This is a genomic window from Anabaena sp. 4-3, from assembly GCF_001597745.1.
Lineage (GTDB): Bacteria > Cyanobacteriota > Cyanobacteriia > Cyanobacteriales > Nostocaceae > Trichormus.
In genome coordinates, this window is the sequence record NZ_LUHJ01000067.1 from 113926 (window position 1) to 135188 (window position 21263).

Annotated in this window: 17 protein-coding genes; 6 read left to right on the forward strand and 11 right to left on the reverse strand. The window is 42.3% G+C overall.

The window, feature by feature from the left end; all coding sequences use genetic code 11:
• Positions 1–75 precede the first annotated feature (75 nt).
• Together dapA and A3775_RS18740 are read right to left on the reverse strand one after the other, a co-directional pair.
• Positions 76–960, reverse strand: a complete 885-nt coding sequence (gene dapA / locus A3775_RS18735) for a 4-hydroxy-tetrahydrodipicolinate synthase (protein WP_066375752.1) — start codon at positions 958–960, stop codon at positions 76–78.
• 178 nt (positions 961–1138) lie between these two features.
• Positions 1139–2176: an aspartate-semialdehyde dehydrogenase gene (locus A3775_RS18740; RefSeq protein ID WP_066426295.1), complete on the reverse strand. Its 1038-nt coding sequence runs from the start codon at positions 2174–2176 to the stop codon at positions 1139–1141.
• An 838-nt stretch (positions 2177–3014) separates the two neighbouring features.
• Here A3775_RS18740 and tig point away from each other — a divergent pair.
• Positions 3015–4433 carry a trigger factor gene (tig, locus tag A3775_RS18745; protein ID WP_066426229.1) on the forward strand — a complete coding sequence of 473 codons (1419 nt, stop codon included), beginning with the start codon at positions 3015–3017 and terminating at the stop codon, positions 4431–4433.
• Positions 4434–4546: 113 nt separating this feature from the next.
• Here tig and A3775_RS25290 read toward each other — a convergent pair whose 3' ends face one another.
• The gene (locus A3775_RS25290; protein ID WP_255363871.1) at positions 4547–4675 is read right to left on the reverse strand and encodes a hypothetical protein; all 129 of its coding nucleotides are present in this window, start codon (positions 4673–4675) and stop codon (positions 4547–4549) included.
• A gap of 97 nt (positions 4676–4772) precedes the next feature.
• Here A3775_RS25290 and clpP point away from each other — a divergent pair, with 97 nt between their 5' ends.
• Both clpP and clpX read left to right on the forward strand, forming a co-directional pair.
• Positions 4773–5471 carry an ATP-dependent Clp endopeptidase proteolytic subunit ClpP gene (gene clpP, locus A3775_RS18750; RefSeq protein ID WP_066375754.1) on the forward strand — a complete coding sequence of 233 codons (699 nt, stop codon included), beginning with the start codon at positions 4773–4775 and terminating at the stop codon, positions 5469–5471.
• A 9-nt stretch (positions 5472–5480) separates the two neighbouring features.
• A complete protein-coding gene (gene clpX / locus A3775_RS18755; RefSeq protein ID WP_066375755.1) occupies positions 5481–6821 on the forward strand; it encodes an ATP-dependent protease ATP-binding subunit ClpX in 1341 nt (446 codons plus the stop codon).
• A gap of 34 nt (positions 6822–6855) precedes the next feature.
• Here clpX and A3775_RS24410 read toward each other — a convergent pair whose 3' ends face one another.
• On the reverse strand, positions 6856–7101 hold the full coding sequence (locus A3775_RS24410) for a hypothetical protein (protein ID WP_156481677.1): 246 nt from the start codon (positions 7099–7101) through the stop codon (positions 6856–6858).
• Between the two features lie 334 nt (positions 7102–7435).
• On the opposite strand from A3775_RS24410, the gene A3775_RS18760 reads away from it, so the two are divergent.
• Positions 7436–8332, forward strand: a complete 897-nt coding sequence (locus A3775_RS18760; RefSeq protein WP_066375757.1) for an alpha/beta fold hydrolase — start codon at positions 7436–7438, stop codon at positions 8330–8332.
• Positions 8333–8444: 112 nt separating this feature from the next.
• Here the strand turns inward: A3775_RS18760 and A3775_RS18765 are convergent, their stop codons facing one another.
• From A3775_RS18765 to A3775_RS18775, 3 genes are all read right to left on the reverse strand, one after another.
• Positions 8445–9119 (reverse strand): nitroreductase family protein, encoded by a 675-nt coding sequence (locus tag A3775_RS18765; protein WP_066375760.1) that lies wholly within the window; start codon positions 9117–9119, stop codon positions 8445–8447.
• 68 nt (positions 9120–9187) lie between these two features.
• Positions 9188–9721: a GNAT family N-acetyltransferase gene (locus tag A3775_RS18770; RefSeq protein WP_066375762.1), complete on the reverse strand. Its 534-nt coding sequence runs from the start codon at positions 9719–9721 to the stop codon at positions 9188–9190.
• Between the two features lie 73 nt (positions 9722–9794).
• The gene (locus tag A3775_RS18775; protein WP_066426296.1) at positions 9795–10778 is read right to left on the reverse strand and encodes a GntR family transcriptional regulator; all 984 of its coding nucleotides are present in this window, start codon (positions 10776–10778) and stop codon (positions 9795–9797) included.
• 215 nt (positions 10779–10993) lie between these two features.
• Between A3775_RS18775 and A3775_RS18780 the strand changes: the two genes are divergently transcribed.
• Positions 10994–11743 (forward strand): dienelactone hydrolase family protein, encoded by a 750-nt coding sequence (locus A3775_RS18780; RefSeq protein ID WP_066426231.1) that lies wholly within the window; start codon positions 10994–10996, stop codon positions 11741–11743.
• 68 nt (positions 11744–11811) lie between these two features.
• Entirely contained in the window at positions 11812–12714 is a 903-nt protein-coding gene (locus tag A3775_RS18785) for a S1 RNA-binding domain-containing protein (RefSeq protein WP_066426234.1), read from the forward strand.
• 40 nt (positions 12715–12754) lie between these two features.
• Here the strand turns inward: A3775_RS18785 and A3775_RS18790 are convergent, their stop codons facing one another.
• From A3775_RS18790 to A3775_RS18800, 4 genes are all read right to left on the reverse strand, one after another.
• On the reverse strand, positions 12755–13738 hold the full coding sequence (locus A3775_RS18790) for a PleD family two-component system response regulator (protein ID WP_066426235.1): 984 nt from the start codon (positions 13736–13738) through the stop codon (positions 12755–12757).
• Position 13739: 1 nt separating this feature from the next.
• Positions 13740–18854 (reverse strand): PAS domain S-box protein, encoded by a 5115-nt coding sequence (locus tag A3775_RS18795; RefSeq protein WP_066426297.1) that lies wholly within the window; start codon positions 18852–18854, stop codon positions 13740–13742.
• Between the two features lie 78 nt (positions 18855–18932).
• Positions 18933–19055: a hypothetical protein gene (locus tag A3775_RS25295; RefSeq protein WP_255363872.1), complete on the reverse strand. Its 123-nt coding sequence runs from the start codon at positions 19053–19055 to the stop codon at positions 18933–18935.
• 243 nt (positions 19056–19298) lie between these two features.
• Complete coding sequence (locus A3775_RS18800; protein ID WP_066375775.1) at positions 19299–20756, reverse strand: YdiU family protein; 1458 nt, start codon at positions 20754–20756, stop codon at positions 19299–19301.
• Positions 20757–21263: the final 507 nt, after the last annotated feature.

The following is a 21263-nucleotide window of genomic DNA, read 5'->3' on the forward strand; positions in this document are numbered from 1 at the left end:
CTGCCTATTACATGAATTGATATACATTTTTGGCAAACAGTAAATTAGCGAGTGCTTCAATAATGGCAATTATGTTTAAATTAAACCGAGTTTTTGCAGTACCGCCTGTAATTTTTCGCTAACTTCTGGGTCAGCTTCACATAATGGCGGACGAGTTGAACCAACCTCCCAACCTTGAAGTTTTAATGCTTGTTTAATGGGAATAGGGTTTGTAGTGACAAATAAAGTTTTGAACAATGGAAATAGTTGGAGATGGATTTCATTGGCAACTTCCACTTTACCAGCATGAAAAGCTTGAATCATTTGCTGTAGTTGGTTGCCAACCAGATGAGAGGCTACGCTGACTACACCCTTTGCTCCGATTGCTAACAAAGGCAGGGTCAACGAATCATCTCCAGAGTAAATCTCAAACTCTTTTGGTGTCAACCTACGAATTTCACTAGCTTGATCAAGATTACCACTAGCTTCTTTAATGCCAACTATATTGTCTATTGTTGCTAATCGCGCAACTGTCTCTGGAGTGAGATTTTGACCAGTGCGGCCGGGGACATTGTACAACAATAGTGGTATTTCAGGACAGGATTCGGCTATGGCCTGAAAGTGTTGGTAAAGTCCAGCTTGTGGCGGTTTGTTGTAGTAGGGGACAACTTGTAGTGTACCATGTACTCCTATTTTAGCTGCCTTTTGGGTGGCGGCGATCGCCTCTTTGGTGGAATTTGAACCACACCCTGCTATTACCTTAGCTTTGCCGGCTACTGCTTGCAATACTTCCACAAACAACTGGTATTCTTCGTCCCAACTTAAGGTAGGAGACTCACCAGTTGTACCGCACACCACCAAGGTGTCTGTACCATTATCAGCTAGATGTGCTGCTAGTTCTGCCGCTACAGCATAATCTACACTCCCGTCTGCTTTAAACGGTGTAATCATAGCTGTTAAAACTCTGCCGAAATCTCCCACCCTATTTTCACTCCTGATTACCTGTTTGTTTTTTTGTCTTGGTGGTTTTTATTTTAATCACTTATGCGCCAATTGCTAAAAATTTGGAGACTGGGCATAAATTAATGCAAAATTTTCTCATTCAAAATTCAAAGTTGAATAAATTTTGCCTCATGCGCCTTCTATTCGCTATTTCCCACTAAGAAACATAAGCCTTTGCGGGTTGGAGTAAATTTTTTTCTACTAACAACTCAGCAATTTGTACGGCATTCAACGCTGCACCTTTACGGATTTGATCGCCGCACAACCAAAGTTCTAAGCCACAAGCATGAGAAATGTCTTGGCGAATTCTACCTACTAAAACTTCATCCCGTCCACTGGCTTCTATAGGCATGGGGAAGTAATTTCTGCCCCAATCTTCTACTAATTTTACTCCAGGGGCGCGACTTAGAATTTCTCTGGCTGCTTCTGGAGAAAAGGGTTCTGCAAACTCTAGATTAATGGCTTCTGAGTGGGCGCGGAGTACGGGAACCCGTACACAAGTTGCAGTAATTCTCATTTCTTGTGTACCGAAAATTTTCCGGGTTTCGTTGACCATTTTCATTTCTTCCTCACAATACCCGGAATCGGTCATCGGGGAATTGTGGGGGAATAAATTAAAAGCCAACGGATAAGGTAAGACTTCGGTTACTGGTGAGTCTCCCTGTAAAATCGCGCTACTTTGGGTTTTGACTTCCTCCATAGCTTTCGCACCTGCACCGCTAGCAGATTGATAGGTGGCGGCTACAATTCTTTGTACTGGTTTGACTTGATGTAAAGGCCAAACTGCCAATGTCATTAAAATTGTGGTGCAGTTGGGATTGGCGATAATGCCTTTGTGGTTGGCGGCGGCTTGGGGATTTACCTCTGGTACTACTAGGGGAACTTCTGGGTTCATGCGAAACGCGCTGGAGTTGTCGATGACTACAGCACCTTTTTCTACGGCGACGGCAGCCCAAGCTTTGGATGTGGAACCGCCAGCACTAGCCAACACGATATCCACTTCCAACGCGCGATCGCTCACTGCTTCTACTGGTAGATTGTCTCCTTTAAAGGGCAGCGATCGCCCCACACTTTTGGCTGATGCCAATAATTTTAAATCTCCCACCGGAAAATTCCGGCTTTCTAGTAATTCCAGCAACTCCGTACCTACAGCACCAGTTGCTCCTAAAATCGCTACTTTATACAACTTCGACAAACTAACTTCCTCCTTTAAGAGGTTACGGGTCATTAATTTTTGGGAAAAATTTACAATATATCCATTAAATAGCAATAGCTAAATTTTCAATAAATTTTGTGGTTCTTTCTCAGCCTGCTTTTTGTAATTCGGCTGCTTTTCCACATAAAATGAATCAATGCTGAATTTTACAACAATTTTTAACTAAATATATCACAAAAATATAAAAATTAAATATATTATACAACAGTCTGTGAGTAAATTTGTCCTGGCTGAAGACGCTACCATTGATAGTTGGTGAACACTCCAGCCTCCAGCCTTCAGAGTTCTGCAACTTGATGGCAAAAAGTCTGCCTAGTAGCTGGGTTTCCCAACACAATGGATGTACTATGATCCGAGTGTAATCATACTAATCCAGCCCAGAACCAAGCCATAAATTCAGGCAACAGTTCCATCAAGGCTGATAGTACAAACCAACCAAGCAGCACAAAAAAATAGTCAGTCCTACTGCCGATAGACAACTAAGATATCACGGTCTTAGCCCTGAAAGCACAAAAGTTAACAATGCTAATTTAGCAGTGGTTTATGGGCGAAAACTAACTACTTAGGTGGTTTTTTCTCACCCAAACTTAGAAATACTGCAAATCTACGGGCAAATTGGAGGATGAATCAGTAAAGTTGTAGCAGTAATAGTGTCAAGTCATTTGCCATTAGCAGTAAACTGGATCTCTACCATAGGCAAGATATAGCCTTGTAGAGACATCCCATATTCCACCAAGCAACATCAACCCCAGAGAAGCGATAAATCGCGTCTTGTATGTACTTGGAGTCACAAACACCAGAAAATTAGAGACGAAGCATGAAAGTTACCCAGGAAAAACTTCCCGCCAGCCAAATTGGGCTGGAAATAGAAATTACACCAGAAGCTACTCAGAAAACTTACGAACAGGTTATTAAAAATTTAACAGGTACTGTCAATATTCCTGGGTTTCGTAAAGGCAAAGTACCTAGGCAGGTATTGTTACAGCGTTTAGGTACTACTCGCATCAAAGCCGCAGCACTAGAAGAACTGATTCAAAATGGCATTGAGCAAGCCATCAAGCAAGAATCCATCGAGGCAATTGGTCAACCACGCTTGCGCTCTGAGTTTGATGATTTAATTAATAATTACGAACCAGGAAAACCCCTAACTTTTGCAGTAGCGGTTGACATACCACCAGAAGTGAACTTAGTCAAGTACACAGAGTTACAAGTCAAAGCCGAAGAAATTAAATACGATCCCAGTCGGGTTGATCAAGTGCTGGAACAAGAACGTCAGCAAATGGCAACATTGATTCCAGTAGAAGGCAGAGCCGCCCAAATTGGTGATGTTGCCGTAGTTGATTTTACAGGTGTGATAGCCAAAGCCGAAGGGGATGATCCAACAACTGAACCAGAACCAATTCCCGGTGGCGAGGCTAGCGATTTTCAAGTGGAATTGCAGGAAGATAAATTTATTCCGGGATTTGTCTCTGGTATGGTGGGGATGAACCCAGGCGAAACCAGAGAAGTTTCCGCCCAGTTTCCAGATCCCTACGCTAATCAAGAGTTAGCAGGGAAACCGGCACTGTTCACGGTGACACTCAAAGAAATCAAAGAAAAAGAACTACCGGAATTAGATGATGATTTCGCCCAAGAAGTCAGCGACTTTGAAACCTTAGAAGCTCTACGTGCATCTTTAGAAGAACGCTATCAAAAAGAAGCTGAGGATAAAACCAAAGCTAACAAACAAGAGGCTTTGGTAGCAGAAATGCTCAAACACGTAGAAGTCGAGTTACCAGCCACCCTGATTGATCAAGAAATCGACGCGATGCTGACACAAACAGCAATTAAGCTGTCACAACAAGGGCTGGATGTGAAAAAGTTATTTACTCCAGAAATTATTCCCCAATTACGGGAGCGATCGCGCGATGAAGCCCTGGAACGCCTGAAGCGGACTTTGGCTTTACAAGAAGTGGCTAAACGCGAATCAATAGAAGTTACCCCCGCAGAAATTCAAGCCAGAGTCACAGAACTGTTAGCACAGTATCCAGACGAAGATATTGACGAAGACAGACTACAAGCAGTCGTCGAACAAGAACTATTGACCGAAAAAATCATCGATTGGCTCATAGAGCATTCTAGCGTCGAACTGGTTCCTGAAGGTTCATTACAGCCCCCAGCAGAAGCAGACACAACTGCACCTGAGACTGAGGCACAAACACCAGCAGTTGCCACAGAATCAACAGCAGGGGAATAAAATTCTCCAAAATCTGATCAGGTAGTCATCAGTGCTGAGTGATGAGGCTCAAAAATTTTGACTCAACACTCAGCCATCATGAATACTCATATATTTTGCGAGTCTTGGGTGCGTCAGCTAGCTGCCAGAGCTACATACCAAAAGATATGGTAAATATCCTGAGAAAGTTGCCAAAAATTTGCCACATTCATCATCTGCCTTGCCTGATTTGGTGTGACATGACAAGAATAGATATGAGGCATAATGGTTAACACATAGGTAAATTCAAAATTCCATCTATGAATTTAGTGCAGCCACAGCTGCCAAAATATCTGTACCAACTATCTTCTAACTGTTCCTATGCTTGTATCGCAGTCGGCAAACTACACCATTAGCAATTCCAGTTCCATCGGCATCTACTCCCATCTCAACGGCATTAGCAATATTGTGCCGATGGTGGTAGAACAATCCGGTATGGGTGAAAGGGCTTTTGACATCTACTCCCGCCTACTGCGAGAGCGGATTATATTTTTGGGGACTCCCATAGACGATGCTGTAGCCAATACGATTGTCGCCCAGTTGTTATTCCTGGATGCCGAAGACGCGGAAAAAGACATTCAATTGTATATTAACTCCCCCGGCGGCTCGGTCTACGCAGGTATGGCAATCTATGATACAATACAACAAATCCGTCCCGATGTTGTTACTATATGTTTTGGATTAGCTGCCAGCATGGGGGCGTTTTTATTAGCAGCCGGAGCAGCAGGTAAGCGTATGTCTCTACCCGATTCCCGGATTATGATTCACCAACCCCTAGGCGGCGCACAAGGTCAAGCAATTGACATAGAAATCCAAGCCAGGGAAATTCTGTACATTAAAGGTCAGTTGAATCAGTTATTGGCTAAACACACTGGTCAACCTCTAGAAAGGATTGAAACAGATACAGACCGCGACTTCTTTATGTCGGCAGAAGAAGCAAAAAGTTACGGGTTGATCGATCAAGTCATCTCTAGACAAAATCTTCCCACTGCTGGGGAAAATGTCACCGTTGTGAAATAAGAGGCTGGTATGTCTAAGTACGACTCCCATTTAAAATGTTCGTTTTGTGGCAAGTCTCAAGAGCAGGTGCGTAAGTTAATCGCAGGGCCGGGAGTCTACATCTGCGATGAATGCGTAGACTTGTGTAATGAAATACTAGATGAGGAGTTACTAGATACCAACGGTGCGGCGGCACAACCAGCACCCAAGTCAGAACCCCCACAAAAACGCCGCGCCCGTTCTTCCAGTCTCTCCCTCAGTCAGATACCCAAACCTAGAGAAATTAAAAAATACCTAGACGAACACGTTATCGGTCAAGATGAAGCCAAAAAAGTGCTGTCAGTGGCGGTTTATAACCACTACAAGCGGCTAGCACTTTTGCAGTCTAAAGGCAGTGGGAAAAATGGTGCTGATGATGCCGTAGAACTGCAAAAATCAAATATCTTGTTAATTGGCCCGACTGGTTGCGGTAAAACTCTCCTCGCCCAAACCCTAGCCAAAATTCTCGATGTTCCCTTTGCGGTTGCTGATGCCACAACATTAACAGAAGCCGGGTATGTAGGGGAAGATGTGGAAAACATCTTATTGCGATTGCTGCAAGTGGCTGATTTGGATGTAGAAGAAGCACAAAGAGGCATTATCTACATCGACGAAATTGACAAAATCGCCCGCAAGAGCGAAAACCCCTCAATTACCAGAGATGTTTCCGGGGAAGGTGTACAGCAAGCCTTGCTGAAAATGCTAGAAGGCACCGTTGCCAACGTTCCCCCCCAAGGCGGACGCAAGCACCCTTACCAAGATTGTATCCAAATTGATACGAGCAACATTCTGTTTATTTGTGGTGGAGCCTTCGTTGGTTTAGAGAAGGTGGTAGAGCAGAGAGGAGGTAAAAAGTCAATAGGTTTTGTGCAACCTGGGGACGGACAATCAAAAGAAAAACGGGCAGCAGATGTACTACGTCATCTAGAACCAGATGATTTAGTTAAATTTGGCATGATTCCCGAATTTATTGGGCGTGTGCCAATGGTAGCAGTGGTAGATCCTCTGGATGAAGAAGCTTTAATGGCGATTCTCACCCAGCCACGCAGCGCGTTAGTCAAGCAGTACCAAAAACTGCTGAAGATGGATAACGTCCAATTAGACTTTAAACCAGAAGCGTTGCGAGCGATCGCGCAAGAAGCCTACCGCCGCAAAACTGGCGCGAGAGCATTACGGGGAATTGTCGAAGAACTCATGTTAGATGTCATGTACGAGTTGCCATCCCGTAAAGATGTCACACTCTGCACCGTTACTAAGGAAATGGTTGAAAAGCGTTCCACCGCCGAACTGCTAGTACACCCATCTTCACTACGCAAACCCGAATCAGCTTAGTCAATCATCTGTAGAGACGCGATTGATCGCGTCTTTACCGAAAATTTGGGTTTGAGGTTCCCCGTCCTTCTAGGACGGCTTTTTGGTATAATTGAATTGTCTCAGGTAGAATATCCGCCGATACAGGACGACTCAATTGTTGAGTGAAACACGACAGGTCGGGAAATAATAAAGACAACTCGGTGGCGAAAACGAGTCTAATCAAAGCTAGCGAAATCAACAAAGTAGCACCAACCAGAAAACAAAATATTTTTGTCCGTAAACGTATCGTGGGGCGCACGATAACCCTAGGTTTAGTATCCTAGTAAGTCTGGAGGAGATACAGCCCTCTGGGGTCAACTAAGTTAGACTCGTTAATTAGTTCTGTTGAACGGTTAATTGGTTTAAGCATTGCCAGCAATGGATAGTTGATTTTAAGGTTTGTCGGTGAAAGAGAAAACCTAAAAAGTGATTTTTAGAATCACCGCACTTTTAGGGCGGTGAGAACGTCAAAAGATAACTAATTTTGAATTTTGAACTTTGAATTTTGTAGGCGTAAGCCTTCCCTACGGGACGCTACGCGATGCCGTAGGCTATTTTAAATTTTGAATTAGGAGCGCAGCAACGTTTGACTAATGCCTTATATTACTGTTCGTGGTGTTGAGCATTATTATGAGTGGGTGAAACAGCCATCTAGTGAAATTGTCAAGCCTGTGATGGTGTTCATTCACGGTTGGGCTGGTTCAGCTAGGTACTGGAAAAGTACAGCTAATGCTTTAGTAGATGAATTTGATTGTCTACTCTACGATTTGCGAGGGTTTGGGCGTTCTCAAGGTAAACCGACTATCGCCCAAGCTAGCGAGTCGGTAGTTGAGTCACACTCAACTCAAACAATTCAAAAGTTAACTTATGAATTAGAAGAATACGCTGAAGATTTAGCAGTTTTGCTCGATGAATTGCATCTTCAGCGTGTTTATATTAATGCCCACTCAATGGGTGCTTCTGTTGCGGCTTTGTTTTTTAACCGCTATCCCCAACGAGTTGAAAAGGGTATTTTGACTTGTAGCGGGATTTTTGAATACGATGAAAAAGCTTTTACATCCTTTTATAAATTTGGTAGTTATGTAGTGAAATTCCGTCCCAAGTGGTTAGGGAAAATACCATTGGTTGACAGAATGTTTATGGCGAGGTTTTTACATCGTCCTATCCCCAAATCTGAGCGTCAAGCTTTTTTACAAGATTTTTTGGAAGCTGATTATGATGCGGCGTTGGGTACTATTTTTACTTCGGTGAGTAAGGCTCAGGCGGAATTGATGCCCCAGGAGTTTGCTAAACTGCAAGTACCGACTTTGATAGTGGCTGGGGAATATGACCAGATTATTCCGGCGGATATGGGGCGACAAGCCGCAGCTTTAAATGATACGGTGGAGTTTGTGGTAATTCCTGATACGGCTCATTTTCCGATGTTGGAGGATGGGGCGACTTATTTGCAACGGGTACGGGAGTTTTTGCAGGTTCCTGTGCGCTGTTGAATGGTGGGTTTTTTTAAACGCGGAGGGGAGGCAGCGCGTTCGGTCGCCAGACTTGTAGCGACTGCCGTCGCGCGGAGTTAGCGCGGAGGGGCGCGGAGTTTTTTTGAGGGGGTTAAGTATTTGGTTGGAGGGGTTGGTTATAGGTTTCTTGGAAGCATACTTGGTTGATGGGAAAGCGTCCGCCATATTGTTTCAAGGGTTCGGCAGCGTAGCCAAGGGCTAATAGGCAGCAAATATCAACTTCTTCGGGAATTTGAAATGCTTGTTTGATTTGTTGGGTGTTAAATCCTTCCATTGGGCAGCTATCAACACCAAAGCTTTTAGCCACAATCATCATATAAGCTACAGCTATCATGGTGTGGCGATTTGTCCAAGTTTCCATTGTCTCAAAGCTGGGATGGTTGGTGAAGAATTCGGGGATGTTGGCACGCATATAGTTGGCGTAGCTGGGTGTCATAATTCCCTGTGCTTCCCCTAGTTGGATGACAGAGGTGATATTTTCTCTCTGTTTTACACGTCTGTCACCACAGCAAATTAGCATAACTGGTGCTTCCCCTACTTGGCGTTGATTAAAGGCGCAAGCTTGCAGTTTGTCTTTATTTTTTTGTTCTTTGACTACTATAAATCGCCACGGTTGCAGGTTAAAACCAGATGGTGCTTGTACTGCTAGCTCTAGGATTTCTTGTAAAATCGCTTCAGGAATGGTATTGCTTTTAAAGGCTCTCGCAGCACGACGTTGTTTAATTGCTTCTATTAAACCGATATAGGGGTGCATTTCGACAAACATAGGTTTTTCGTCGTGTATTTCTTTGATATTCTCCCCTTATTTTCTGTCTTGTACCCTCTATCTATGGGTTAAATAGTAGTAATCTTAATGCCGTAAATAAAGTTTGTCAGATATCCGTAAACTTTTGTTTTTCTAATTATTTCTTGAATTCTGTAGAAATTCATTAGCCAGACAATATAATGCCAATAAAAGTTCAATTTATATTGATTAACACCTGGTGGCAAATCTAATAGGTTTTTCAACATAATAAAGTCTAAATCTTTCATCATTTTCAGCACAATTTTATTCGCACTGATTGTCAATACGTTCTTTTTCCGGCTGACAGCATCTTGATATGATTCATAAAACAAAAGTTTACCAATACCTCTGCCTCGAAACTCCTCGAAGACAAATAATGCAGCTATTTTATGCCAATGTTGATCAAAGTCGTAATTTAAACAGGCTCCTAACATTTTACCATCTTCATCTTCAGCGACTATGATATGTTCTGCTGCCATCCATTCTCTGAAGGAATAACCCATAATGTTAGGTGTTAACTTGATTTCTTTGACGAGTAACTCTGCTTCTGATTTGGTAACTTTCCTTTTAATAATTTTGACCATAAGTTAAGAATATATAAATGCGATCGCCTACACCTCACCCTCAGCGATCGCTCCCACTAAATCATTCTCTACCTTAACCTAATCCCAATTCTCGCTTCAGCAAATTAATCGAATTTGTACCGATGTAATTCTCAACTTTAATCAGCTTGGGTGGACGAATGATATCCTCAGCAGCAGCTTGTAAGGCTGCTTGCACCATCGGGAAACTAGCTTGATCACTAATTATCACCTCAGAACGCTTGACTATCGCTTGCAATTTATATGTATTTGTGGGTTGAGTCGTCATCACCAGTAACTCATCACCTCGTAAACCGTGCAAGATGATTTCTGCTTGATGGTTAATTCCAGAACTGAGGCTAACTATACCAACACAGTTATCTTGTGGCAGGTTTTTCAGGAGGTTGATTTCTTTGGTGTAGTCGTAGATATCTAAAGGAATCACCCGCACAGATTTAGGTGCGGCGATCGCCTCCACATCATTGATAAAATAGCGACTGGTGACTACTGTTGCTGAGGTAGTTTTTTCTAGTACGGCGGCTAATTCTTCAATCGCTACCAATTGTACAGGGATTTGTAAGGTGTCTTCTAATTCATAAACCATTAAATCACCCACACCCATATCTTGAGAGGGTGCTGCCACCAATACCCGCGCACTACACCGCAACCGCCAGTCAATTTCTGCTAAAAATATCTCTCGCGCTTGATGCAGTGTACATCCTTGGCTGAGGAGTTGATCAAGGGCTTGCTGTAAAACCTCGGACGCTTCAGGATATTGTTTAGATATTGGTGATTGTAATCTACTACCACCTTCATGCCCTTGGGCGCGGACATAAATTCCTGAACCAGCCAAACTTTCAACAAAACCATCTTCTTCGAGTTGACGATAAACTTTACTGATAGTATTGCGGTGTAATCCGGTTTGCATGGCTAAAGCCCTAGTGCTGGGTAACTTGTATCCGGGTGGATATTGCCGAGATGCGATCGCAAACCGAAGTTGATTAAATAGCTGGGTTGATGCGGGAATCTCACTGTCTGGCTGAATACGGAATTGAATCATTCCCCAATCTCCTGAAAAATTTAAAATTGGGCATTGGGCATCGATGCACTGGGCATTCTTCCCTGCTTCCTTGTCTCCCTTGTCTTCCCATTCCCCACTCCCCATTCCCTGGATTTACTATGATTGGTAGTTGATATTTGCTTGGTAATGGACTAGAGATACTGGCATAGTTATATCAAATCACAGAGCTTGATCACATACCAAGGCTAAAGATGATGAATCAGCCAGTCTTAGAAACTAAAACCGTTAAAATCCCCAGCAATAACCTGCAAATAGCAGCTTATTTGGCACAGCCACAAGCACCAGGAACTTACCCTGGTGTGGTAGTATTGCAAGAAATTTTTGGCGTGAATGAGCATATCCGCGACGTAACAGAACGAATTGCTAAATTAGGATATGTGGCGCTCGCACCCGCACTGTTTCAACGTGTCGCCCCTGACTTTGAAACCGGCTATACTCCTGAAGATATTGAAATTGGCAGAAAATACGCTTGGGGACAAACTCAAGCATCTGAATTATTAAGTGATATTCAAGCAGCCATTGACTATCTCAAAACCCTACCCCAAGTTAAACAAGATGGTTTTGGCTGCATCGGCTTTTGTTTTGGTGGTCATGTAGCATATCTTGCCGCCACTCTCTCAGACATTACAGCTACAGCTTCCTTCTACGGGGCTGGAATTCCCACCCGCACCCCAGGAGGCGACACACCTACCATTAGCCATACCTCAGAAATTACCGGTACAATCTATGTATTTTTTGGTACTAATGATGCCAGCATTCCCCCAGACCATGTAGCCCAGATGACAACAGAGTTAGAAAAATACAACATTTCTCATCGTGTGTTCCGCTACGATGGAGCTGACCACGGATTTTTCTGTGACCGTCGTGCCAGCTATAATCCTCAAGCGGCGGCTGATGCTTGGCAGCAAGTTCAGCAACTATTTAGCAGTATGCTAACTGCATAGGGACTTTCTGGCAATACAACAGTTCCAGTGGTATCGAATCAAATAATCATAATTTCCTGTCAATTGTCATGAATTCCGAATCGAAAGTTTCTCAAAAAGCCAATTCGTCTTTTACAATGGACGATTTTGCTAAAGCATTAGAAAAACACGACTACCAGTTTCAAAAGGGACAAGTTGTTTCTGGCAAAGTGTTTCAACTTGACCCGGATGGGGCTTATGTTGATATTGGTGGCAAGTCGTCGGCTTTTATTCCCCGTGATGAGGCTTCTTTGAGAACTGTTACCGATTTGTCGGAGGTGTTACCCTTAAATGAGGTGTTAGAGTTTTTAATTGTCCGCGAACAGGATGCAGAGGGTCAAGTCACGCTTTCCCGTCGGCAATTAGAACTTCAGCAGATTTGGGATAAACTGGCGCAGATGCAAGAAAATTCCCAAACGGTGCAAGTGAGGGTAACAGGTGTAAATAAAGGTGGTGTGACTGTCGATTTGCAATCATTGCGGGGATTTATTCCGCGATCGCACTTGGCAGAACGTGATCACCTAGAAGCACTTAAAGGTCAAAGTCTCACGGTGGCTTTTTTAGAAGTAAACCGTCAAAATAAAAAACTGATTCTTTCCCAACGTTTAGCTGCTCGTTCTAGTAACTTTAACCTATTAGAAATTGGTCAGTTAGTAGCAGGTAAAGTTACAGCAATTAAACCTTTTGGTGTGTTTGTTGATATAGATGGTATCAGTGCTTTGCTGCACATCAAGCAAATCAGTCAAAAATTTATTGACTCTCTGGAAAAAGTTGTTCAAGTAGGTCAAGAAATTAAAGCTGTAATTATTGATTTGGATGAAGGTAAAGGTCGTGTTGCTATCTCTACCAGAGTGTTAGAAAATTTTCCTGGGGAAATCCTCGAAAATTTCGAGGAAGTCATGACTTCAGCAGAAGCACGCGCGCATCGAGCCGCCAATAAGATGAGCGAATAACATTGTAAAATTAACGGCGATCGCTAGCTCGCGATCGCCGCTAACATTCCGACTGCCATAACAAAGCCTGAGATTTGGAGAGTTTTGTATATTGTTGACAGCGATCGCGTCCGGTAATTTTGGCTTGATATAATGCCCGATCCGCCTGATCAATAATTGCTTGAAAATCAGAATTTAGCTGTGGGATTTCGGTAGCTACTCCCGCACTCAAGGTAACATAATTACTAATCTGAGAACTGCTATGAGGAATTAACAACGCCCTCACAGATTCACAAATTGTCATAGCAATATGAACAGCACCTTGGGCATCGGTTCTAGGGAGAATCACGGCGAACTCTTCACCACCATAACGCGCCACTAAATCCACAGAACGCTTGACACTATTTTTAATGGCTTGAGCAACTAATTGTAAACAGCGATCGCCTGCACGATGACCATAGGTATCATTGTATGCTTTGAAAAAATCCACATCACAAAGGACAAGAGACAAAGGTAGTTGCTCTCGCAGCATACACTGCCATTCTTGTAAACAATACTCTTCAAACCTGCGGCGGTTAGCTACTTGCGTTAACTCATCAATTGTCACCAATCGTTGCAATTCCCGGTTAGCTGCTTCTAACTTGTGTTGTAGATGAGATTGTTGAATCAAGCGTTTTACCCTTTGACGCAACACCGGCCAATGAATCGGTTTAGTGACATAATCAATAGCACCAACTTCAAATGCACGGTCAACAGATTCTTGATCCTCCAATCCTGTAATCATTAACACTGGTGTATGTTTGCTACTCTCTAGATTTTGCAAACTTGTACAGCACTCAAAACCATCCATATCTGGCATGATGGCATCTAGAAGAATTAAATCTGGAGTCACTTTCTTTAAAACAGTTAAAGCTTGATTGCCATCTTGAGCTTCAACTGTTCTATAGCCCTCACATTGTAGAGACAGCCGCAGTTGTGCGCGAATGAAAGGTTCATCATCAACAATGAGAATTAAAGATTGATCTTCTTGAAAATCATTGTTCATATCACTCCTGGCTCATTTCTCTTTGCAAAACCGCCTTAACTTGCTCATACTCTTGAGATAATTGTGAGTAGATTTCTGCCATTCCTGTCAAATTTTTGCTCCGTCCCTGATTTTCTAGCTGCTTGCAAAGTTGTGCCAATAATACAGCACCCACTGAGCCACTACTAGATTTGAATTTATGAGCCGTTTTCCAGAGGGTTTCGGCATCATTCGTATTTATCGCTACTTTAATATCTTGGATTAACCTGGGGGCTTCCGTCAGGTAACAATTAATTAATTCAGCAAATACTTTTGATTCACCTCCCAGCATTTTACGTAATTCTTTGAGTATACCAGTGTCTATTGTTTCCTGATTTACAAGATTTGTCTGGGAGAGCATCTGGTTTTGCTCACTGGTCTGTGCAGGGAGTTGCTGTTGAGAGAACAACTCATCGGTAGCAGAAGCGGTTGGCGCAGAGAGATTCTGAGGTGCTAAATTATAGTCACCGGGCTGATATTTGCGGAGAACTTTGGTTAATTCCTCGATTTGTAGGGGTTTTGTAATGTAGTCATTCATACCAGCAGCTAGACAAGCTTCGCGATCGCCGTGCATCGCATTGGCAGTCATGGCAATAATGTATGGACGATACCCCATTTCGCGGATGCGGCGACTGGTTTCTAGTCCATCCATTTCCGGCATATTCACATCCATCAACACCACATCGTAAGGTTGATGTTGCAAAGCTGCTAGCACTTCTAAGCCATTAGCTACCACATCTGCCCGATAACCCATTTTTTTCAGCATCAGTAAAGCCACTTTTTGATTAAGAACGATGTCCTCTGCTAACAAAATTCGCAATGATATTTGCTGATTAATTTGGGGAGGATGAGCAACAGGAACACTAGCCCGCATCGGCTGATTTTCTAAAGCACGGGTCAGGACATGATACAGTTGAGACTGTTTAATGGGTTTATGCAGATAGGCAACAACACCCAGTTGACTGCACTCGCTTTCAGGATTTAGCTCACCCCAAGATGTGAGCATGACTAAAGGTAAATATTCATCACCAGAACGCTGGCGGATTTCCCGCGCCAAAGCGAGTCCGTCCATTTCTGGCATTTGCAGATCCAAAATAGCAATATCAAACTGTATCCCCTGCTCAAGTAAAGCTAAAGCAGCTGCACCGGATTCGGCTGTATAGGTTTGCATTTGCCAAAGCTGAGTTTGTAATTGCAGAATTTTGCGGTTAGTCGCATGATTATCAACGACTAACAACCGCTTACCCCGCAGATGATTGGGGGCAGTTGCTGTCAATTCATTGGCATCTGCATCAGCCACCACTGGGGCAGTCATCGCAAAGTAAAAAATAGAACCAGGTTCAGCAAGGGTAGATAACACTGGCTGTTTAACTTGCCATTGGGGAGGGGGATTACCGCCAACACAGCCTTGACTTTCTACCCAAAGATAACCACCCATCATCTCGCCTAAACGTTTGCTAATTACTAGCCCTAGTCCTGTACCTCCATATTTGCGCGTCATGGAAGCATCCGCTTGTACAAAAGCTTGAAATAACCTCCCCATTTTATCTTTTGGGATGCCAATCCCTGTATCTTTAATAGTGAAGAGAATTTGACAGTAGTTTTTGGCTTTGTGAGTTGTCAGTGGCGCAGCACGTACAGACAGTACAACCTCGCCTTGTTCAGTAAACTTAATCGCATTGTTGAGTAAGTTCATGATGATTTGGCGCAGACGAGTTAAATCACCGACTATCTGGGTGGGAACTTGCGGATAAATTAGATAAGCCAGTTCAATATCTTTTTGGGCAGCTTTGGGAGCTAATAAATCAATTACTTGCTCTACACACTTTCTGAAGTCAAAAGCTTGGGCTTCTAGTTCTAACTTACCCGACTCAATTTTAGACAAATCTAAAATATCATTGATGATGGTGAGCAAAGCTTCGCTGCTAGTGAGGATAGTTTCGACAAAATCTTGTTGCTGGCTTGTCAATTCAGTATTTAGCAGTAGTTCCGTCATCCCAATTACCGCATTCATGGGGGTGCGAATTTCATGGCTCATCATTGCTAAAAATTCGCTTTTGGTGCGGTTAGCGGTTTCTGCTGCCCGTTTAGCCTGTTCTAAGGCAAAGTTTTTGACTGTGAGTTCTTCTCGTTGTCGGGTTTCTTGCTCTAGTAAATGAGCGTGGGCTAAGGCTATGCCCAACTGTGCGGCGACTGCTTCTAACAGTTCAATTTCTTCTGGAGTCCACTGTCGGAAATGCCTACACTGGTGTAAACCAATCGCACCATTGGGTTTTCCTTGATAAGAGGTGCGGATGGCTAACATGGACTTTAGCCCCAATTGACTACAAATTTGGTAGACTGACTCAAGTAAGGGATCTTGGTAGACATTGGGAGAAGCGATCGCCCGATCATGGGACATTATTTCGATAATATGAGGGTTTCCCACCATCGGCACTTCCAATTTTTTCATTAAGCCAGGATGAGGTACAATGCTATACTCTGCGACTAGGGGAATCTGGGGAACTGGCTCACTAATGTAAGCATGAATCAGACAGCGATCAACTGCAAAAGCTTGCCCAATTTGAGTGGCAGCAGTCTCAAATATTTCTTGAGTGTCAAGACTTTGGCGAATTTTCTGGGTGATTTTTTCCAGCAACAATGTCCGGTTTAACTGTCTTTGCAGTGCTTCTTCGGCTCGTTTACGTGCGGTAATATCAATCGCAATTCCCCCCACTAGACACTGTTCCCCTGGTGGATTGGCAATGGGAAATTTATACACTAAAAAATCTCGCACCTTACCGTTACAGGCTGGTACAGACTCCACAGCTTCAATCACTTTCTGGGTGCGCGCTACCCTGCGGATGGTATCAAGACAGGGTTGAGCAAATTGTGGTTGATAAAAGTCCACAATATTTTTACCGATGAGTTCTGATAGGGGTAATTTAAAAGCGCGCCGATACGTTTCGCTTAAATAAAGAATTGTGCCATTAGTATCTGTAATCCAAACAGGTGTAGGGCTATGATTCATGAATGCTTGGAAGCGTTCTTCACTCTGACGTAGTAATGTTTCTGCTTGTTTACGTTCAGTAATGTCACGATTTACACTAATAGTTGCAATAATCTGCCTCTGTTCATCTTGCAAGGCTACTATAGTAGTTTCACAAACTCCAGTGCTACCATCTTTGCGAATAAAGTTAATCTCACTTCTCCAGCGTCCATGTTGATTAATATCTTCCAGGATGGCAGCATTCAAAACTGTGTCTTTTTCAGATTGATGTAAAATGCTGATAGATTGTTCACAAATCTCGGCTTTGGTATAGCCAAAAATTCTCTCAGCCGCAGGATTCCAGTCTATAATTTTACCATCCAAATCAGTGATGATAACGGCATCATAGATATTGGCAAAGGTGAGGGCTTGCCGACGTAGTGCCATTTCTGCTGTTTGGCGATCGCTAATATCTGTTTGAATACCCAAAAAGTGGGTTAACTTACCTTGTTCGTCATAGATAGGAGAAATACTTAATTCGTTCCAAAATAAACTGCCATCTTTGCGGTAGTTTCGCAAAATCACTTTGCAATCCTTACCTAATTTTAGAGCTTGACGTAGTTCTGGTAGTGCTGATTGCCCTGTATCTGTACCTTGCAAAAAGCGACAATTCCGCCCAATCACATCCTGAGCGCAGTAGCCAGTGATTTTTTCAAAGGCAGAGTTAACATAAATGATGGGATTATTCGCGAGTCTGGCATCGACAATCACAATGCCGTTAATCGTAGCCGCCAATGCCCTCTCCCGTAGTCTCAAGGTTTCTTCTACAAGTTTCAAGTCAGTAATATCAAACATGAAACCCCTAAGTTTTACCGGGGTGTTGTCTGTTTGCACTATACTCACAATGTCTCGCAACCAGACAACTCTGCCGTCAGCTGCTAACATCCGATATTCCATTTCGTGGTTTTCGCCTCTGAGAACTGCTTGTTGGCAAATACTCAAAGCCTTTTCTCTGTCATGGGGATGTAAATGATTAATCCAAAAATTTTCCTCATACCATTTTGCCACGGGATATTCTAATACAGTTTCGGCTTGTGGCCCCACATAGGTAAAACGCCAAGTTTGCAAGTCTAATTCCCAAGGGATAACTTTGACTGTTTCTATCAACTGTCGCCACCCCGTTTCACTGGCACGTAAAGCAATTTCTATTTGTTTTTGTGTTTCTATTGTTTGAGTTAGTTCTTGATTGAGGGCTGCTAGTTTAGTATTGTTGATTTTGCTAGCTTGGGTAAAATAAGTTAACAATGTGATTGCTCCCGCCGCTAATATTCCTGTCAACAATACAAATGTCGGTAGAGGTGTTTGCAAATCTCTGAGTAACTCAACAGTAGGATAAACTTCTAATTTCCAGTTGACTCCATACCAGTTAATGTCTAGATTCTGCTGCCATAATGAATGCACTTTTGCTGGTAAATCTGAGCCGTAAATCAACTGTTGTTCGGCAAAGATTCTGATTTGATAACTTTGTGGTATCTGTAAAACCGAATTTAATCGCCTGGGCGGCAACACTCCTAAAATAAACCCATTGAATTGATCTCCTTGCCACACAGGTACACAAGCTACAAATCCCTGCCCACCTTGTACAAGGTTAATTGCAGTAGTTAAAGTAGTTTGCCGGCTGTTGCGTGCAGTTTCTACAGCAGTGTGCCGTCGCCATTCTTGCTTGAAGTCAAAATTTTGGCGAGCTTGGTTGTTGTTTGATGGTATAATCCAACGCACCTGACCAGAGGAATCAACCCTGGCGATCGCCTCATAGCCGGCGTAATCTTTCACATACGCTGCCGTCTCTAATTCCCATTCTGCTTGGGGAATATCACTATACTGCCTATGTTTCCCTATCCCCTCTAAAGCCAAAATGCGAGTTTGTAGTTGAGTAATTAATTCTGTTTTGGTAGCTAGTGCCTGTTGTTGAATCAGCGTTTGAATGTTCAGTTGCTCTGCAACTAATAGCCTCTGCCATATTATTACCACTATCACCAAGATACTCACACCCACCAGAAGCGGCAACAACCTCCGTATTCTCAGAGATTTTACATATTTATATATGTTATATTTGTGCTGCCTGTACACTGATTCATCCTCCAGCACCTTCAGCTTTTTTTACATCATTTTTTTAAAGTAATAAAAAAAATGATAGCAAGGGGACAATTACGTAAATTTTCTTTCTCCATCACCTTGGATATAACTTGTTTTAGTTAATCTAATAATTTTATATTTATTTTCTATTTTTTGGTTTTTTTCTTGATAACTATAATTCTTATCTTTCTGCATGAATTACCCTTTTTTAGTATGCTGACTGTACTAATTATAAGGGTATTAGCTTGATATTTTGCTTATTTGAATTAATACACTGTGGCAGTATATTTGTATGTTTATTATTTAGTTAGAGAATAAAAATTATTTATATATATTTAATTTTGTTTTTCCACAACTACCAAAAGTAGTATATTTAGAACGAAATAAACCGGACTGTGCAAATGTAGGGGTTTAGCAATGCTAAAACCCTGACATTGACTAACTTCTAGACTGAATTTTCTGGATTAACTCATAAAAAGGTTGCCAATTATCTGACTCAACAATTGGCTCCCAAACCGATTCAATCACAGGTCTTAATAACACAGTCTGAGGATTGTAGTCAGACAGCGTTTGGGCAATACTCTCCATCTGCTCAGGAGCAAAATCATTTAAGATTTTATGGTAGAGTATGCACCAATTATCAAAAACTGGTAATGCCCCAGATGCAGGTACACAGTCTGAAGTGTTGAGAATACAGCCTGGTTCATCTCTCCACTTCATAGAAAAGGTGCGAGCCATTTCCGAGAAAAACTGATGATAACCGACTTGACTCTGCTGTAAAACTTGAATTGTTAAACTTAAAAGCTCATGCGCTTCGGGATGGGTTAACTGTTCAAACCCCAACTTTTTCAACATTAAAGTTTGGTATTCAGCATGATAATAATCGCTAAACTGTGCAAGTCCTGCTTCTAAGTCAGCTTCAGGGATAATAGCCTTTAAGGGTTGTTGCAGCATTTCCAGATTTAATTGACAAATACCTGGTTGATGAGCGTAACAGTAACGTTTGTAATAGTCGAAATATGCAGCCGTAAAATATGGGTCGTAAGTAGGAATAAATGCGTAAGGGCCATAGTCAAAGCTTTCTCCTGTAATTGACATATTGTCAGTATTTAGGACTGCATGACAAAAACCCGCAGCCATCCACTGTGCAACCAGTTTGGCGACTCGTTGCACTAATTCAGCATAAAATAACGCATATTTATCTGCTTCATTCATTAAGTTTCGATAATAATGCTCAATTACATGATCTAATAGCTTTTGAATTAAATCTGGACGATGTAAATAATGTAAACGCTCAAAAGTGCCAAACCGAATATGAGAATTACTCATCCTCACCATCACAGATGAACGGGTAGGAGAAGGTTCATCACCACGCCACAGAGATAAACCAGTTTCAATCATGCTAAAACAGCGAGAGGTACGTACCCCCAACTGATGTAATGCTTCTGCTGCTAACACTTCTCGCACCCCACCCTTAAGTGTTAGCATCCCATCGCCACCACGAGAATAAGGAGTTCTACCAGAACCTTTAGTACCAAAGTCGTAAAGTTCGCCGTCAGTTCCACGTACTTGTCCGTACAAAAAGCCTCTACCATCACCTAATTGTGGATTATATTCACCGAATTGATAACCGTGATAACGTAATGCTAGACATGGTTGACTGCCCTGAAATTTGCCGAAGGTGTTGATAAAATCTTCGTCGGTAACGGCTTGAGGGTTGAGTCGCAATTGAGGTAATAGTGCATCATTACGCCAGCGCAGAATGTGCTGTGGAAACTCTGCGGCTTTTACTTCGTCATAATAATCATCACCCAAGGATGCTAATGCTGGTTCATAGTTCAGGGTGAGAAAAGGATTGAGGGAATTTTCGGTATTGGGAGTTTCAGCCAAAGTCATTATCAGCAAAGGGTAATTGAGCCTTCCCTTAATGGTACATCTGGCAGCAACTCCGGCGTGAGTGGAAAAATCACATTTTTGAGGCTGAGGATAACTGTTAGGACTTACGCAAGTGTCAGATTACAAGTGTCTTGTAGGCTGCGTCAGACTGTTTAAATACTGTCAATAAACGTATTTTTAATATCTGACGCACCCTACTAATATGCTAGAGAACAGTGGCTAGAGAAACAAACATCAGAAAAAAACAATAATTAAACCTATAGAGTTGAGTTGATAGTTAACATTAGTTTTCTCGTTTATATAATTGGCGACTAATATCTGCAATATATAAAGTTTATTGAAACAATAATTTGTCATGTGATTTCAATGGTCATCATTGATAATTCTTGATACATGGACAGCTACTAAGAGCTGAAAGAGTCAAAGATAAATTTTTTCTTATATCTCTAATCTAATATTTATTTAATAATTGCCTGTTCCGAGTCAACCAAATTGATATTTTTACCT

Bases quoted from the DNA above. Each gene is read 5' to 3' on its own strand.
- tig (WP_066426229.1), top strand. From the start codon at position 3,015: ATGAAAGTTACCCAGGAAAAACTTCCCGCCAGCCAAATTGGGCTGGAA.
- A3775_RS25290 (WP_255363871.1), bottom strand. From the start codon at position 4,675: ATGCCTCATATCTATTCTTGTCATGTCACACCAAATCAGGCAAGGCAG.
- clpP (WP_066375754.1), top strand. From the start codon at position 4,773: ATGCTTGTATCGCAGTCGGCAAACTACACCATTAGCAATTCCAGTTCC.
- clpX (WP_066375755.1), top strand. From the start codon at position 5,481: ATGTCTAAGTACGACTCCCATTTAAAATGTTCGTTTTGTGGCAAGTCT.
- A3775_RS18760 (WP_066375757.1), top strand. From the start codon at position 7,436: ATGCCTTATATTACTGTTCGTGGTGTTGAGCATTATTATGAGTGGGTG.
- A3775_RS18765 (WP_066375760.1), bottom strand. From the start codon at position 9,119: ATGTTTGTCGAAATGCACCCCTATATCGGTTTAATAGAAGCAATTAAA.
- A3775_RS18770 (WP_066375762.1), bottom strand. From the start codon at position 9,721: ATGGTCAAAATTATTAAAAGGAAAGTTACCAAATCAGAAGCAGAGTTA.
- A3775_RS18775 (WP_066426296.1), bottom strand. From the start codon at position 10,778: ATGATTCAATTCCGTATTCAGCCAGACAGTGAGATTCCCGCATCAACC.
- A3775_RS18780 (WP_066426231.1), top strand. From the start codon at position 10,994: ATGAATCAGCCAGTCTTAGAAACTAAAACCGTTAAAATCCCCAGCAAT.
- A3775_RS18785 (WP_066426234.1), top strand. From the start codon at position 11,812: ATGAATTCCGAATCGAAAGTTTCTCAAAAAGCCAATTCGTCTTTTACA.
- A3775_RS18790 (WP_066426235.1), bottom strand. From the start codon at position 13,738: ATGAACAATGATTTTCAAGAAGATCAATCTTTAATTCTCATTGTTGAT.
- A3775_RS25295 (WP_255363872.1), bottom strand. From the start codon at position 19,055: ATGCAGAAAGATAAGAATTATAGTTATCAAGAAAAAAACCAAAAAATA.
- A3775_RS18800 (WP_066375775.1), bottom strand. From the start codon at position 20,756: ATGACTTTGGCTGAAACTCCCAATACCGAAAATTCCCTCAATCCTTTT.